Annotated in this window: 18 protein-coding genes and 1 tRNA gene; 17 read left to right on the forward strand and 2 right to left on the reverse strand. The window is 47.6% G+C overall.

Features of this window, described 5'->3' with window-relative positions; translation table 11 throughout:
* The first annotated feature begins 15 nt into the window (after nt 1-15).
* Entirely contained in the window at nt 16-897 is an 882-nt protein-coding gene (locus H6780_03590) for a hypothetical protein (protein ID USN88543.1), read from the forward strand.
* Nucleotides 898-1,143: 246 nt separating this feature from the next.
* On the opposite strand, the gene H6780_03595 is transcribed toward H6780_03590, so the two are convergent.
* On the reverse strand, nt 1,144-1,518 hold the full coding sequence (locus H6780_03595; protein USN88544.1) for a hypothetical protein: 375 nt from the start codon (nt 1,516-1,518) through the stop codon (nt 1,144-1,146).
* 357 nt (nt 1,519-1,875) lie between these two features.
* The gene (locus tag H6780_03600; GenBank protein ID USN88545.1) at nt 1,876-2,151 is read right to left on the reverse strand and encodes a hypothetical protein; all 276 of its coding nucleotides are present in this window, start codon (nt 2,149-2,151) and stop codon (nt 1,876-1,878) included.
* A 47-nt stretch (nt 2,152-2,198) separates the two neighbouring features.
* Here H6780_03600 and H6780_03605 point away from each other — a divergent pair, with 47 nt between their 5' ends.
* The 16 genes from H6780_03605 to H6780_03680 all read left to right on the forward strand — a co-directional run bounded on the left by H6780_03605 (nt 2,199) and on the right by H6780_03680 (nt 15,147).
* Nucleotides 2,199-3,284: a tRNA-dihydrouridine synthase gene (locus H6780_03605; GenBank protein ID USN88546.1), complete on the forward strand. Its 1,086-nt coding sequence runs from the start codon at nt 2,199-2,201 to the stop codon at nt 3,282-3,284.
* A gap of 41 nt (nt 3,285-3,325) precedes the next feature.
* Nucleotides 3,326-3,607 (forward strand): hypothetical protein, encoded by a 282-nt coding sequence (locus H6780_03610; protein USN88547.1) that lies wholly within the window; start codon nt 3,326-3,328, stop codon nt 3,605-3,607.
* 17 nt (nt 3,608-3,624) lie between these two features.
* Nucleotides 3,625-4,083 carry a hypothetical protein gene (locus H6780_03615; GenBank protein USN88548.1) on the forward strand — a complete coding sequence of 153 codons (459 nt, stop codon included), beginning with the start codon at nt 3,625-3,627 and terminating at the stop codon, nt 4,081-4,083.
* Nucleotides 4,084-4,145: 62 nt separating this feature from the next.
* Complete coding sequence (locus tag H6780_03620) at nt 4,146-4,952, forward strand: D-alanyl-D-alanine carboxypeptidase (GenBank protein USN88549.1); 807 nt, start codon at nt 4,146-4,148, stop codon at nt 4,950-4,952.
* A 20-nt stretch (nt 4,953-4,972) separates the two neighbouring features.
* Complete coding sequence (dnaX, locus tag H6780_03625; GenBank protein ID USN88550.1) at nt 4,973-6,004, forward strand: DNA polymerase III subunit gamma/tau; 1,032 nt, start codon at nt 4,973-4,975, stop codon at nt 6,002-6,004.
* A 1-nt stretch (nt 6,005) separates the two neighbouring features.
* Entirely contained in the window at nt 6,006-6,620 is a 615-nt protein-coding gene (locus H6780_03630) for a histidine phosphatase family protein (GenBank protein USN88551.1), read from the forward strand.
* Between the two features lie 227 nt (nt 6,621-6,847).
* Nucleotides 6,848-6,918 (forward strand) — tRNA-Gln (locus H6780_03635).
* Nucleotides 6,919-6,995: 77 nt separating this feature from the next.
* Nucleotides 6,996-7,322 carry a hypothetical protein gene (locus H6780_03640; protein USN88552.1) on the forward strand — a complete coding sequence of 109 codons (327 nt, stop codon included), beginning with the start codon at nt 6,996-6,998 and terminating at the stop codon, nt 7,320-7,322.
* 228 nt (nt 7,323-7,550) lie between these two features.
* Complete coding sequence (locus tag H6780_03645; protein USN88553.1) at nt 7,551-8,363, forward strand: hypothetical protein; 813 nt, start codon at nt 7,551-7,553, stop codon at nt 8,361-8,363.
* A 73-nt stretch (nt 8,364-8,436) separates the two neighbouring features.
* Nucleotides 8,437-9,003 (forward strand): disulfide bond formation protein B, encoded by a 567-nt coding sequence (locus tag H6780_03650; GenBank protein ID USN88554.1) that lies wholly within the window; start codon nt 8,437-8,439, stop codon nt 9,001-9,003.
* 67 nt (nt 9,004-9,070) lie between these two features.
* Nucleotides 9,071-9,358 (forward strand): hypothetical protein, encoded by a 288-nt coding sequence (locus H6780_03655; protein USN88555.1) that lies wholly within the window; start codon nt 9,071-9,073, stop codon nt 9,356-9,358.
* Nucleotides 9,359-9,642: 284 nt separating this feature from the next.
* Complete coding sequence (locus H6780_03660; protein USN88556.1) at nt 9,643-10,905, forward strand: aminoacetone oxidase family FAD-binding enzyme; 1,263 nt, start codon at nt 9,643-9,645, stop codon at nt 10,903-10,905.
* Between the two features lie 21 nt (nt 10,906-10,926).
* Nucleotides 10,927-11,175, forward strand: a complete 249-nt coding sequence (locus tag H6780_03665; GenBank protein USN88557.1) for a YdeI/OmpD-associated family protein — start codon at nt 10,927-10,929, stop codon at nt 11,173-11,175.
* A gap of 52 nt (nt 11,176-11,227) precedes the next feature.
* Entirely contained in the window at nt 11,228-11,614 is a 387-nt protein-coding gene (locus H6780_03670; GenBank protein USN88558.1) for a hypothetical protein, read from the forward strand.
* Between the two features lie 29 nt (nt 11,615-11,643).
* The gene (locus tag H6780_03675) at nt 11,644-13,281 is read left to right on the forward strand and encodes a multicopper oxidase family protein (GenBank protein USN88559.1); all 1,638 of its coding nucleotides are present in this window, start codon (nt 11,644-11,646) and stop codon (nt 13,279-13,281) included.
* A gap of 150 nt (nt 13,282-13,431) precedes the next feature.
* Nucleotides 13,432-15,147 (forward strand): HlyD family efflux transporter periplasmic adaptor subunit, encoded by a 1,716-nt coding sequence (locus H6780_03680; GenBank protein ID USN88560.1) that lies wholly within the window; start codon nt 13,432-13,434, stop codon nt 15,145-15,147.
* The last annotated feature ends 13 nt before the right edge of the window (nt 15,148-15,160 follow it).

Raw genomic sequence — 15,160 nt, forward strand, 5'->3', positions numbered from 1 at the left:
TGCTACGATACCACTATGAAAAAACTCCGAAGACTTGATCCGAATACGGTGGTGCTACTCAAGCATATTGGTTTAGGGGTCGTTATGGTCGGAGTGGTTGCGCTTATTGTGACTGGTATTTGGTATGGCACTCGGGTACCGTCACTTACTATTACCAAGGTGGAAGCGGTTGGTGGTGAAACAATTGATACCAAATCAATCGTGCGCATTGCAGAAAGCAAACTTGAAGGTGAGTACATTGGACTCATCCCGCATCGATTTGTCTGGCTATATCCTGATGACCTAATTAAGGAGGAGATTAGGTCGATTGATCGTATACACAATGTTCAGCTCTGGCGCAGCGATACTACGTTGCGCATTACATTTGATGAGTACGTGCCTGCTGCACTCTGGTGCACTGCTGTTGCAACAGAAAATTGTGTGTTTGTGGATGCTGCTGCGTATGCATTTTCAAGTGCGCCACGTTTAGATGGTGGTTCATTCCTACGCTTCATCACCACTGATAAGCCAGCTACAGTAGGTGAGATGATGCTGGACAAGGAAACTTATCACATTGCTCGAGAGCTCGAGCAGCTCCTGGCAACAAAGGGGTGGTTTGTGTCACAAATTGAAATTGATCAAGTCGGTGATGCTTTCTTGACCTTGGCGGAGGGTGGAGAATTGAAAACTGCACTTGATAGTTCCCCACAAGAAACAGTCGACAATCTTTTTGTTGTTCTCACGTCCAAAGAATTTACACACTTACGACCAGGCAATTTTGTCTATATTGATTTGCGTTTTGGCAATAAAGTTTTTGTAAAAGAAAAAGAAACCACCCCTGAGGGGGTGGAAGAGATAGGTCAGTACTCACCGCTTGATGAAGCGAGGGAGCTTGGCTCCGATGAGCATGGTCAGTAAGCTGATTTAACAGCCCGGTAAAAATGAAGTATGCGTAGGAGGCTTCACTACAGCCGCCAAGACCTTTACAGATCAGGTACAGCCAGAATGAGCCCAACGCAAAGGCTGCTGCAATGAAGGCAACCGCGAGGAAGAGCACTCCGAGCAAACGTTTCATGTTGGTAGCTCCTAAGAAACTTTGTTATTAATAACACAAAAAACATGTTTTGTAAAATAAGAGCCGCCCGATATTCGGGCGGCGTAGTGTTATCGTAGTCGAAGCCAGAAGCGCTTGAGTGCAGCAATGACCGTCACAAGCAGAAGTAAGTAGACGGCGGTATGGACAGGATGTGAGGCTTGGTTAGTCAGAGACTTTGCACTTCCAGGCAATTGTGTAATGGTCCAACACAAAGTTCCGAGACTGACTACAAGGAACAGGTCAGTGATGAGAATGAGATTCAAACGGCTTTTGGGCGACATGATGATCTCCGGTCGATTGTCTTCTAGTGTAATATCATGAGGTGATTTTAATGTAAAGAAACCGCCTAACAAGAAGGCGGTTTCAGACTCAGCAATGTCACTTAATTTCTTCTCTTTTTCATAAAATGCGTGTCTAACCAGGTATAGACCAGGTTGTTCCATTTCCAGAAAATCGTTTGACCTTCCCAAAATAGACAGTCTACAACACCGTATGCAGCCAGAGTAAAGCTGACGAGGCAGAGAGAAATCCAGATACCCAGGAGGCCGATGAGGATTACTCCAATAAGATAATTTACGAAGAGGTTACTCTGCGTGAGTGGTTCGAGGGGCAGGATCAGTAGACAGGCGAGTATTGACGAAAGTAGGGAGATGATGAGTACAACCAATCCCTTAATTGACTGCTCAATTCTGGTTGTGGTGTCCATGATTGCTTCCTTATAAAAAACATTCTGTCTACTACGATTGCATGTTTAGATACTTTTGGCAAAAAGCAAAAGGCGCCGACCTTTGGTCGGCGCCTTACATTTTCCGGCGAATTAAGCGCCAGCGTAGCTGCGGTTTCCAGCGTGGCACTATTGCCCAGAGGCAGCCGCAGTATATGTTGAGCACACCGCCCACAAAAACAAAGAGGCTAATGATGAGAATTCCGATATACGGAAGTGTCATATCAACCAAGCTCGCAATTCTGAGGATGTATTCGTTGGCTAATAGTTGTAAGACTCCCGTGCAGTACACCAGAATTCCTTGCCATCTGATAGTGGTGATTTTTTCTCCAAACTCATTATATTTTTCCAAGGTGCTCTCCTTGCAAATATTACTCCTGCCAGTACAATGCCACGACAATGAATTTTTGGCAAAAGTTACCAAAACCACTGCATGTTGTAGCGCCGATGGCAGATGTTACCGACGCAGCCTTTCGTCGGATGATTGCGAAGTATAGCGCGCACGAGCGAGCGGATGGTTTGGTGGGTGGGCCGGACGTGATGTGGACGGAGTTTGTGGCTGCTGACGGGCTCGTGCGCGCGACACCAGAAGGGAAAGAGAAGTTGATGGCTGATCTTATCTACGCCGAGGAAGAAAGGCCAATTGTGGCGCAGCTGTTTACGAGCAATCCCGAACATATGGAGTACGCAGCAAAGCTTTGTCGCGATTTAGGTTTTGACGGTATCGATATAAATATGGGCTGCCCTGACCGAGCGATTGAGCGCCAAGGCTGTGGCTCGGCCATGATTAAGACGCCAGATGTGGCACGGGAAATTATTCGTGCCGCGAAGCGTGGTGCGGGCGATATTCCGGTGACGGTAAAAACCCGCGTGGGGTATGGACATGATCAGCTTGAGGAGTGGCTGCCGGTTCTTCTAGAAGAAGAACCGGCAGCCGTGACTATTCATGCACGGACAAGAAAAGAAATGAGTAAAGTACCAGCGCAGTGGGAGCGGGTGAAGCGAGCGGTGGAGATTCGTGATGCGCTTAAGTCGGAAGCACTGATTTTAGGGAACGGTGATGTGTTGTCGCTTGATGATGCGCGCCGGAAAGCGGAGCTTTCCGGCGCTGATGGTGTGATGATTGGCCGCGCCCTATTTGGCAATCCATGGTTTTTCCATCCGACCAAACGCCTGCCAGTACGACTCACTGCTTTGCCAACTGCCGGCGTAGACCGTGATACGATTCATGAGCAAGATACAGCCGACGAAACTCTTGAATACATTACGCTAGAGGAGCGACTGCGGGTAATGGTGGAGCATACGAAGCTGTTTGCAGAATTGCTACCGTTTAAAAATTTCTCCGTGATGAAGAAGCACTACAAAGCGTACGTGAACTCATTTCATGGTGCGGCGGAACTGCGCGCAGAACTGATGGAGCAAAACACGCCGGAAGAGATTGAGATGGTGGTCGAGCGGTTCCTTTCGACTACAGACTGTGCATAGTGCACGTGCGAATATTGTGTAGCGCTGTACACTAGATAGTGATGAATGAGGTGTTACACGCAAATATATTTTTCCTGATTGCGAGTATTGCGACGGTGGTATTTTGTATTTTTATTTGTTTCATTTTGTTTCATGTACTCAAGATTGTGGCGAGTCTTCGTCGTATCATTGAGCGAATTGAAGCGGGAAGTGAAGCAATTGCGCAAGATATGGCACATGTGCGCGAGCTTGTAGCAGGCGGCGGCATTATTGCTCGGGTGGGACGCTTCTTCATGGGGTCTACGCGCGGTCGCAGAAAAAGTCGTTCGTACGATGATGAATAATTTTAATACTAAGTACTATGGCAGCAAAAAAGAAAGTAGTGAAGAAAGTGGAAGAAATGACTCCGGCTCAGAAGATTGGCGTGGGTGTTGGTCTGACTGCAGCTGCAGTAGCAGCCGCTGGTGCCTATTTCCTTTATGGCAGCAAAAATGCTGCTAAGAATCGAAAGACCGTAAAGAGTTGGGCACTCAAGGCTAAAGCAGAAGTGCTCGAGAAGCTTGAGGATGCAAAAGAAATGACTCGTGAAGAGTATGAAGAACTTATCGCGGCAGTCGCCGGCACGTATGCTGGTGTGAAGTCGGCTACCAAATCTGATTTGAAGGAGTTCAAGTCAGAAATGCTCGATCACTGGAAAACAATCGAAAAGATGGCGAAGCCAAAGAAGAAGGCGGCGAAAAAGGCTGTAAAGAAAGCCGTGAAGAAAGTTGCCAAGAAGGTAACAAAAACTGCGAAGAAGGCAGAAAAGAAAGTTGCGTAAGCTATGCACAGAAAAACCGGCGCGGGCCCTTTGGGCCCGCGCCGGTTTTGTATCATAGTAGTATGAAACGACTGCTTGTAGCCTTTTTCCTTCTCGCTGCTTTGGTGGTTGTTAGTGATCCTTCCAAAATAAAAGCATCGACCCCAGTTCCGCTCGCGGCGGCGGAACGAGCAGTGGTCACCAAGATGGTTACGCCTGCCGTAAGTGCTAAAGCGTACACGGTATTTGATGTGACAACGGGAGAGATTTTGCTATCTAAAGACGCAGACGAAGAACTACCAATTGCTTCAGTCACCAAGCTTTTTACTGCTGCCGCTGCGCTCGAACTGTCGCCTGATGAGGAGGTTGTTGTTTCAGCGGCTGATGTGGCCACTGAAGGGCGGGCCGGCAAGCTCAAAGCTGGTGATGAATATAGTGTTCACGAGCTCCTCTTTCCGCTCCTCTTGGAGTCTTCCAACGATGCTGCAGCTGCACTCTCGCGTGTGACTGGGCCGATTGCAGTCGGCTCGCATTCGCTCGCCGACACCTCTGGCCTCTCCGACGCCAATATCGCCTCAGCTCGAGAGCTAGCGACGGCGGTACGTGAGTTGTACTTCACCAAGCCACACCTCTTCGATATCACCAAGCTTTCGCAAAAAGTAGGGGAGTACACCGGCTGGATCAATAACTCTCCGGTGCGAGACTTACCCGGCTACCAAGGTGGCAAGCATGGCTATACAGTGGCCGCGGGCCGTACTTTGGCAGCTATTTTTAGTGAGGATGCACTCCAAGGTCGGACAGTCGGCTATATTGTACTTGGTAGCGATGATGTGCGTAGTGATGTGGAGCTGCTGCGGGCGAGCGTGGAGGAGGCGGTACGACTGCAGTAAAATTTGCTATACTGTGTGCCATGTCAGTCACTGCAGCACTCTATCGTAAGTATCGTCCGCAAAGCTTTGCCGACGTTCGAGATCAAGATCATATCGTTTCTGTTTTAGAAGGCGCTATCAAGAAAGGGGAAATTCCCCACGCAATGCTCTTTTCAGGCACGCGCGGTACCGGAAAGACCACCTTGGCAAGACTCTTTGCTAAGGCGATTGGTACGTCGGATATAGACTTGTATGAAATCGACGCTGCTTCAAATCGTGGTATCGACGATGTGCGTGAACTCAAGGAAGCCGTGCACACGCTCCCGTATGAGTCCGAACACAAGGTGTACATTATCGACGAGGTGCATATGCTCACCAAGGAGGCCTTTAACGCACTCCTTAAGACTCTTGAAGAGCCGCCGGTGCATGTCGTTTTTATTCTCGCAACTACCGAGGAGGATAAGCTACTGGATACCATTCTGTCTCGCTGTCAGGTCTTCCGCATGCACTCACCGTCGCGTGCTGTTTTGGCTGCCACGGTGACTGACGTAGCAGCGAAAGAAGGCTTTACACTAAGTCCTGACGCAGCGGACATGATTGCGCTCGCAGCCGACGGCTCATTTCGTGACGCGCTTGGCGTGACACAAAAGGTAATTATGGCTTCTGGTGACGCGATTGGCAGCGTGGACGAAGTTGCGGCTATTATTGGTGCGCCAAAGACTGCAATTATGACTTCACTGCTTGAAGCCTTGCATACCAAAGACAGAGCGACTGCTCTAACGGCGGTAGGAGAGGCGGTTGAGAGCGGAGTAGACATGAAGCTCTTTGTTCGCTTGCTTCTCGAGCAAGTACGGGCGATTATGCTGATTCGTAACGTACCTGCTAAAAAGGACGCTATTCTAACTGCTTTTGGTGAGGATGTGCGCGAAAAGCTCGCGTTGTACGCAGGCGGAGCTTCTCCAATTAACTCTCATGCCCTTTTGCGTCTCTTAGAGGCAGCCGAATTAGTGTCTCGCTCGCCGATTCCACAAGCACCGCTTGAGATTGCATTGATAGATATTGCCGAGAAATAGTATGGAGATTTATTTTGTGCGCCATGGGCAGACTGATGGCAATCTTTCTCGTCGTCATCAGATTGATACTACAGAACTCACGTTTACCGGTCGCGAGCAGGCCGTGGCAGCCGCTAAAAAAATTAAAGCGCTTGAACCGACACATATTATTACCAGCTCACTCGTGCGCGCGATTGAAACGGCGCGGGAAATCGGCAACGAGTGCTCTATGGTGCCGGAGGTTTCTGGTCACTTCGTAGAAATCATCCGCCCGGACAGCATGGTTGGTGTACATCATTTTAGTTTTACATCACTGTGGTTTTATGTGCAGTGGTATTTTGGAAGAGATACAGCCAAGACACTCGGTGGAGAATCATACAGAGATTTACGCAATCGGATTGAACGAGCCAAGTCTGCCCTCGCGGAGTTGCCTCAAGATGCACGGGTGGTGGTGGTCTCACACGGCGTGTTTATCAATTTCTTTTTGATTCATATGTGTGATGGGCGTTGGATGTCGCCACTTCGAGCCTTGCGGGCACTTAAGAGTATTCTCCATATGCCCAACACTAAAATTACAAAAATATCTTATGACCCAGCAGTGTCAGATAATGTTTGTGCTTGGGCTGTCGATAGATAGCTTGAAAGTTCTCAAATTTCTGGCAGTATAGTGCCACTGGGGCGAAATTGCTTCGCAATTTCGCCCCGCCAAACAAATTGCCAGATCGTCTAATGGAATGAAATCACAGATTTCATTCTTGGCCAGCGCTCGGAACATGAATATAAGCAAGCTCATATTCAGTTCCTCGCTTGACCAAGTCAGGACTACCGTCCTCTCATTAGGCGACCAGGCAGCAAAGTAAACTTTGCCCGATCGTCTAATGGTAGGACTCTGGTTTCTGGCACCAGCTATCGAGGTTCGAATCCTTGTCGGGCAGCTCGCTAATTTATCCTTATTTATCAATACTAAAATATAGCACCATCAGGACTGTGGAACTTTTGGTATACTTAAGTTATGAATGAAAATATTCCAACAAACGAAGGTAATGTTGAAAAGTTTCCAAACGAGCGGGAGATTTTAAATCTTTTCGAGGAAATTATCGGTGGCGATTTTGAAATATCTCGACAGCTAGAAGATGAAGGTGGTTTGTATATACTCGAAGTACGTACAAAAGATGAGATTGGTGACGTGGTTCAGTACAACTACATACGAGCAGGTAAGTATCCAGAGGGGAGCTCCTCAGAGACGGTGATTGATGTGATTTATTATGATGGTGACATTCCTGTTGGTGGACACCCTGTGAAAAAGTACAAAGAGGGTGTTTGGGTAGATGAAGTTTAAGACAGTAAAAAAGTTCGAACATTGTTCCAAACAGCCAGTACTCTCTCAGCCGTCCACGTGGCTGAACGTAAGGGGTCACGACAGCGTTTGATGCGCAGGTAGTCGCCCAGACGAATATAAAAAACTTTCTTAAGTCACCTTCAACAGCAAAGTTTTGCATGTCGGATATGGAAGATTTGGGCGACGACCAAGTAATTCGGTTGTAAATAATGTGCTATTCTTTTTCTAATGAAGCCAGAAGATATCGAGTCTGAAAACAGATTAAAAAAGCACTTTACTGAAGTGACCTCATTGTCAAAGTATTTGACTTTATTATTATTCATCGCTATGCCATTTATAGGTGGTTGGGTTGGATATGCTTACGCTCCAGAAAAAGTAGTTGAGGTAGAAAAGGTAGTGATCAAGGAGGTGTCAGTGGAGGTTCCTGTAACTGATATTGTGTCGGATGGAGGCATGGTGAAGGAAGACGCTTATGATTGGTGTATCCGAAATGGTGGTGTCGACAGGACATTGAGTTTTAATGCTCCCAAAGTGTGTATTTTAAAAAATAAGGCATACAAATTTAACTGTGTCAGCAACAATAAATACTTTGTTATTCAAAACAGCGTAAGTGGAGGATATGCAAATATCGTTGTTAAGCAAAAAGGTTCGTCGGAGCAAATCTTCCCTTGCGAGTATTCTGTTGATGCTGGTGATTTTGTAATAGAGAGTGAGGGCCCGGACTATCTTTTTGCATTGGAAGGTAACCACCTGCTCGTTGATAGTGGTACCGGACCTGCTCCTCGAGGTCTGACGGTCTATGATCTTCTTACTGAGACAAAAGTTTTCGACGATTCTTACTTGGGTCCAGTGGGTATCAAAGACGGGCAAGTAACCTACTGGACCACTTCTGCTACCGAAGCTTCAGAAAGCAATTGTCCTGAATATTCTGAGATAAATAATAATTATTTGACGCCTGCTATTGATGATCATGTTATGCTTGATTTGGCGACTTTGTCTAAGATTAAATTGGGAGACAGTAGGTGTTCAGCACGACAATAGTCCCAACTTCATCCCAAACAGCCAGCACTACAACTCTCTTCACGCGCAGCGGCAAAATGGGTAGAATAGACGCATGTTGTTTTTTTATTTGCAGGAGATTAATTTCGCGCTTGCGCTTGGAGGCTTGGCGTTGCTGACCGCGACCATGCTCCTCTACGTCGATTTTTTTGTTTATAAGGGCAAATATTTTGCTGCAAAGCTTAGGCGGTGTCTCTGGTACATTCCGATGTTTATCACGGTGACTTCGGTCGCACTGTCGCTTCTGTACTCGGAGTATTTTGGGTTTGTGCCGTGTTCGCTTTGTTGGTTGCAGCGCATTGCGATTTATCCGCAGGCGCTCCTGTCAATTATGGCTCTTAAGGTTAGGGATACTGTGTATTTTCCGTTGTATGGAATTGGGTTGTCGATTTTTGGTTTCTTGGTGGCTGCCTACCAGTACATGTACCAGATGATACCGAAAGAAAAACTAGAGTCTGGAGTTTTGCCGTGTCTGGTAGACGGAAGCGGAGCAGACTGTGCAGAAAAGATTATTAACGAATTTGGGTTTGTGACATTTCCGTTTATTTCAGCGGTTACGCTGGCGTTTCTCATTGTAGTATATCTGTATCTGCGAAAATTTGGTGAGGTGAAAGGAGGGTAAGACTGGAACGGGCCAGCTGTCGCGTCAGTAGATAAGCCTGGCATCAATCTCTGGTATACTTTTTGTAATGAATAAGATTAGCGAACAAGCAGCGCGAGTGGAAGCGGAGATTAAAAAGCTTGAGGCTATGGGTGGTTCGATCACAGGTATGGGGAAGCAGGTGCGTGATTCGGTGTTTGCGCGCTTCCCGGTAGTGTTTGTTCTTCTGTCGACTTTTGGTTTGGTGGCGACTTTATACGGGTTTGAGAAAGTGATTGATGAAGTTGATTTCTTTGCGGAACACCCGTTTATGATTTTGCTCGCTGGATTGATTTCGCTTGCGCTTACCGGAACGCTTTATAAAAAATTGAATTAAACTTTAGTTTCCTGCAGCGTTGCTTCGCGTTGGCTCTGGTATAGTAGAGGAGTATGGAACAAAAACATTACATTTGCCTTGGCGGATGCCGTGGTGTGTCAGAACATCCGGGGGTGTGCCAGGCGCCTGATTGTGAGAATCATCAGCACGAACTTATCGAATGTCACTGTACTGATGGGTTGCATAATAATTTTGAACCAGTCGAGTCGGATGTTGAATAGCAAAAACGGGCCCTGGGCCTGTTTTTGTTTGACTGAAAGTGATGGAGGTCGTACGCTACGTGGATGAATAAAACTGATGGCGGTGAACGAACTATCTGGGACGTGGTGGTAGTAGGTGGTGGGCCAGCGGGGATGATGGCGGCGGCAACAGCCGCCGCCTCTGGTGCCTCGGTGCTCCTCTTGGAAAAGAATAATCGCTTAGGCAAGAAGCTCTCCATTACTGGTGGAGGACGGTGTAATATCACCAACAATAAGCCAGTTGTGCGCGACATGCTGGCGTCATATAAAGATGAAGGTAAGTTTCTGTTTTCTACCTTTTCGCAGCATGGTGTTGTGGAATCGCTGGCGTGGTTTTTGGATCGCGGCATGGCTGTAAAAGAAGAAAACGAAGGGCGCTTGTTTCCGGCAAGCGAATCAGCCGAAGACGTGTGTCGATTACTGGAAACGGAATTGCAGAAGCAGGCGGTGGCCGTGCTTTCAAATCAGACGGCACTTCGTATCTCTAAGAATCAGGTTGAGCAACACTTTGTCGTTGAGACAGAGGCAAATGTATTCCAGGCAAAACGGTGTGTGCTTGCCACTGGTGGCTATGCTCGCCCTGATACTGGTTCGACGGGTGATGGTTTTCTTTGGTTGCAGTCCTTTGGGCACACGATTCACAAAAATAGCGGCGCTTTGGTGCCAGTAGTGCTTCGCACTGTTTGGACAAAGTCACTCAGCGGTCTCACACTGCCGGAAGTGGGGGTGAGCGTATGGGTGGATGGAAAAAAACAGTTTGCCAAAACCGGGCGTGTGCTTTTTACACACGTTGGTCTCTCTGGTCCGCTTATTTTAAACATGAGTAAACAAATCGGTGATTATCTGTCTGAGGGCTCGGTAGAGCTTCGATTCAATTTGTTTCCCGGTGTCGATGCTGGTGTGCTGAAATTACAGCTCACAGAATTACTGACGTCAAACAAAAAGCTGCAGAACGCTTTGGCGGAAGTGCTTCCGGCTCAGCTGGTGCGAGGGTTGCTTGGTGAGCTTGGTATTGACGGTGAAACACCGTGCCATAGTGTCGAGCGGGAAGTGAGAGGGTTGCTGTTGCAGGCGTTCCAAAGCATGCCGCTTGTGGTGGATGGACTGCTCGGAGAAGATAAGGCGATTGTTTCTTCAGGTGGAGTGGAGTTAACTGAAATCGACTTCAAAACCATGTCATCAAAATTGATACCAGGGCTGCATGTGGTGGGAGATCTTTTGAATATCAACCGACCGTCTGGTGGGTACAGCTTGCAGTTGTGCTGGAGTACTGGGTATGTGGCAGGGCTGCATGCGGCAAGGGGGTGAGAGTTTGGTACACTATAGAATATGTCCGCTCGAGTTTCACAAGGTGTAGTGCACAGAGTGCCGAACGATATGCGGGTAATGCTGACGTCGGCACCGGAAGTGTTGACGGCTTGGAATAAGCTCACGCCACTGGCGCGCAACGAATGGATTTGTTGGACAACTTCGGTAAAGAAGGCGGAGACTAGGGCGCAGCATATTGAGCGAGTGCGAGCTGATATGTTAAAAGGCAAACGTCGGCCGTGTTGTTGGCCAGGGTGTCCGCATCGATAGCAAAAGCCGGCAAACGCGCAGCGTTTGCCGGCTTTTGCTATACTAATAGTATATGAAGTGGGCAGCTGCATTAATCGGACTATTTTTCTTAGGAGGCATTCAACTAGGTTTGTTTGTGTTGTCTGTCGACAGGGGCGAAATGAGCGCGGGTGAGAGTGATTGCCCGTTCATGGCTAACCATGAAGTGTGGTGTCCGATGGATTTGTTTGATCACATAAGTGCCTGGCAGGCTAACTTCGTTACTTTAGTACCATCGGTTATGGTATTTTTCGGACTTGTTACGGTTGGGGTGTTGCCACTTTTTTTAATCTCAGTAATCAGGCCCGATTCTCCAAGACAGGTTTCCCCCACGGCACGTCACTGGCGAGATATTCATAATCCTCTTAGGGAGCTGTTTGCTAGCGGTGTTTTACATCCTAAGGTGTACCTACAATCTTAGTTTATTTTTTAAAGGATAACTAAGAGAATATGAAATACATAGTAAGTATTATTGTAGCTGCGTTTATTATTGGTGGCGCTGTCATGCTTTCAAAGCAAGCGCCAAGAGAATTGCTCTATGGTGTTGAGGAAGGGAGAATGGAACTGTTTGACGAACATGACGTACCTTTGGTACAGCCAACAGAAGTCGTAGAGCTCAAAGATGGTGACGCGTTTGATTTGACGGCTTCAATTGTGAAGCAGGAAGTTGGTAATCGAGTAGTAAAGCGTTTGGCATACAATGGACAGATTCCAGGGCCGGTCATTAAGGTAGAAAAGGGTGCAAAAGTGACTATTAATTTTACGAATAAAATTGACATGGATACCGCACTTCATTCGCACGGATTGCGCGGTGATTGGAAAATGGATGGGGCGGTACCGATAACCCCACCGGTCGCAATCGGCAAATCGTTTTCGTATGAGCTCGAATTCCCCGATGCTGGCGTGTATTGGTATCATCCACACGTGCGAGAAGATTACCAGCAAGAGCTCGGTCTCTATGGGAATTTTATTGTGGAGGAGGAACAGTATTGGAACCAAGTGGCAGCAGAAGAATATCTGATTGTGGACGATATTTTAGAAGACGGGAGATTTTATAGCGACGTGATCACCAATACGCTTATGGGTCGGTACGGTAACAAGTTGCTCATAAATGACCAGGCTGACTATGAACTCTCCGTTTCTGCTGGTAATGTAACAAGACTTTTTATTACCAACGTGGCCAATACTCGGACTTTCGACCTAGCGTTTCCTGGTGCTGAAGTGAAGAAGGTGGGTGGAGATTTGGGTCGGATTGAGCATGAGGAGTTGATAAGTCATCAGATAATTGCGCCAGCTGAGCGATATGTGCTTGAGGTGGTGTATGCGGAGCCAGGTGAATACATCATTGAACATCGTGGTCAGTTACTTGGTAAGGTTGCTGTGAGTGAGTCACACGAAGGTGTGTCTGATGACTTTTCTGTGCTTAGAGATAATGTAGATGATTATGCGGCTATTCGTACAAATTTTGCTTCGTATTTGGGAGCAGAGCCAGACAAACAGCTTCGTCTTACCATGCACATGAAAGGCATGGGCGGCGGAATGATGAGTGGCGGAATGATGAGTGGCGGCGAAGGGGTAGTGAATCTGATGGGCATGGAGATGACTCACGAACAAGCAGTAGAGCATTGTGAGATGATGCCGCAAATGGCTGGCTGCGAGCCGTATTTAAGTGCTGAAGGTCATGTAAGCGACGGTATCGAGTGGGAAGATACTATGCAAATGATGAATAATACAAGTACAGATGAAACGCTTGAATGGGTGATTGAAGATACTGCTACCAAGCTCCAGAATGAAAAGATTGACTGGCAATTTAGAGCGGGAGATATGGTAAAAGTGCGGGTGTATAACGATCCAGAAAGCATGCATCCAATGCAGCATCCGCTACACTTCCATGGCCAGCGTTTTGTGGTGTTGGCGCGTGATGGTGCTCCAAATGATAATCTGCAGTGGAAGGATACGGTCTTAATTCCGCAAGGTCAGACTGTCGATCTCTTGGTGGATATGAGCAATCCTGGCAACTGGATGGCGCACTGCCACATTGCTGAACATTTACATGCCGGCATGATGTTTCAGTTTAAGGTTGAGTAGGTAGGTTTGCTCAAAAGCCGGCAAACGCGCAGCGTTTGCCGGCTTTTGTAATACTACTCATCATTTCGTGTAGTAATATCTAGAGAAATGCAGTCTTTCTTTAATTACTAATCTGCCAACCGTTACAATACGTTGGCAATAACGAATCGTATGAAATTATTCTCTTTTATTGGACGCTATAAGTGGTATGTCGGTACGGTGGTCATCATGGCTGGCGGGCTTTATTTTTATAATCAGGACACCACTGATACAGAAGCAGTCACTAATTTCTACGTTGTAGATACCGTTGAACGTGGTGAGGTGACGTCAGGTATTCAGACCACGGGTGATATTGTAGCTGCTCAGAAGCTTGATATTGATGTGTATAAGCAGCTGAGTCGAATCGATGAAGTAAATGTCCAAAATGGTAGTCATGTCGAAGTCGGAGATGTCTTGCTGTCTTTTGATAAGAGTGATGCGTATGTAGATACACAGTCAGCGCGTGTGGCGGTGGCTGAAGCGGCACTCGCACTTGAGGAAGAGCAGGCAAGTGCCGTGACACCAAGTACACAAATTCGCACGAAAGAAAATCAAATTGCTGGCTATGAAAAAACTATCAGTGACGCTACGGCCGACATTGCTGATGCGTATGTGGACTTTTTGAACGAGGATTTGGAAGTGGTAGCGCATCCAGATAAGGCAGCTGTGTTATCGGAGCGCACCGAGCCGCAACTGTCTGGGCGGTATGTCAGCAATATTGAAGGAGTGTACGTGATTGAAGTGTATGGTTCTGGTGCAGATTCTGGGTTTTCGTATCGACTCTCAGGTCTTGAGACAGCGACAGAGGAAGTGATATTTGGAAAAGCAATGGATATCGGAACGCGTGGACTGAAGGTGACATTCCCAAGTGGTACTAAAAATGGTGATAAGTGGATTATATATGTGCCTAATAATCGAATCGCAACGTATAGCGAAGCCAAGAAAGATTATGAGGACACAGTGGCGAACCTCAGGAAGACCATTGCCGATGCGGAAGTGAGTCTTGCTAATGCCAAGCAGGAGCTGGTTGACCTCGAGCGGACAGATGCTTCTAGCTATCGCGACCTTAGTGTTGAGCAGGCTGAAACTGCCTTGGCAGAAGCTCGTCAGCGACTTAGTCAGAATTACGACGTGGTGCAGGAGCGCGATATTGTGGCGCCGTTTGCTGGAACGGTCGAAGGGATGGAAAACGTCGTGGAGGGTGCTACACCAACGGGTGGTACGAGCGATAGCATTAGTCTCGGTACGCTCATTTCAGATGAATTTCTAACTACGTTCACACTCGGTGCTAGCGATGTGTCTAAGATTGCAGTCGGACAGCGGGTAAAGGTGACGGTGACATCATTCACAAGCCAGCCAGTCTTTGAAGCGACAATCACGCAGATTAGCTCACTGCCAGAGTCTAGTGGCGTGGCGCAGTATGAAGTGCAGGCACTTCTAGACTACGATCGTTCGTCATCAGAAGTGATCCTTAGAGAGGGTATGCTTGCCGATATTGAGATTGTCGAAGAGGAAAGTGTTGATGCACTTCGTATTCCAACTACCGCGATTACCTATGAGCAAGGCGTGCCGATGGTGACAGTAGTGGATGAACTCACTGAGCAGCAACAGCAGCAGGTTGCGCGCATGGGCATTGTTCGTACTGATGGCACACCTGTAGCGACCTACGATGTGGAGGTGGAGACGGGCATTGTTGGTCAGTATTACACCGAAATTATCAGTGGACTTGATGAGGGTGTGGTCATTGTGTCGTCGTCGCTAGCAGAATCGACGGACACTAGCTCAGCAGTGCAGCAGGCCGGCTTTGGTCCAGGTCGAAATAGCGGCGGTGCGCCACCGAGTAACTAATCTTCCACCTGCG

It is taken from the genome of Candidatus Nomurabacteria bacterium, from assembly GCA_023898565.1.
Classification (GTDB): Bacteria; Patescibacteriota; Minisyncoccia; order Phycocordibacterales; family UBA918; genus OLB19.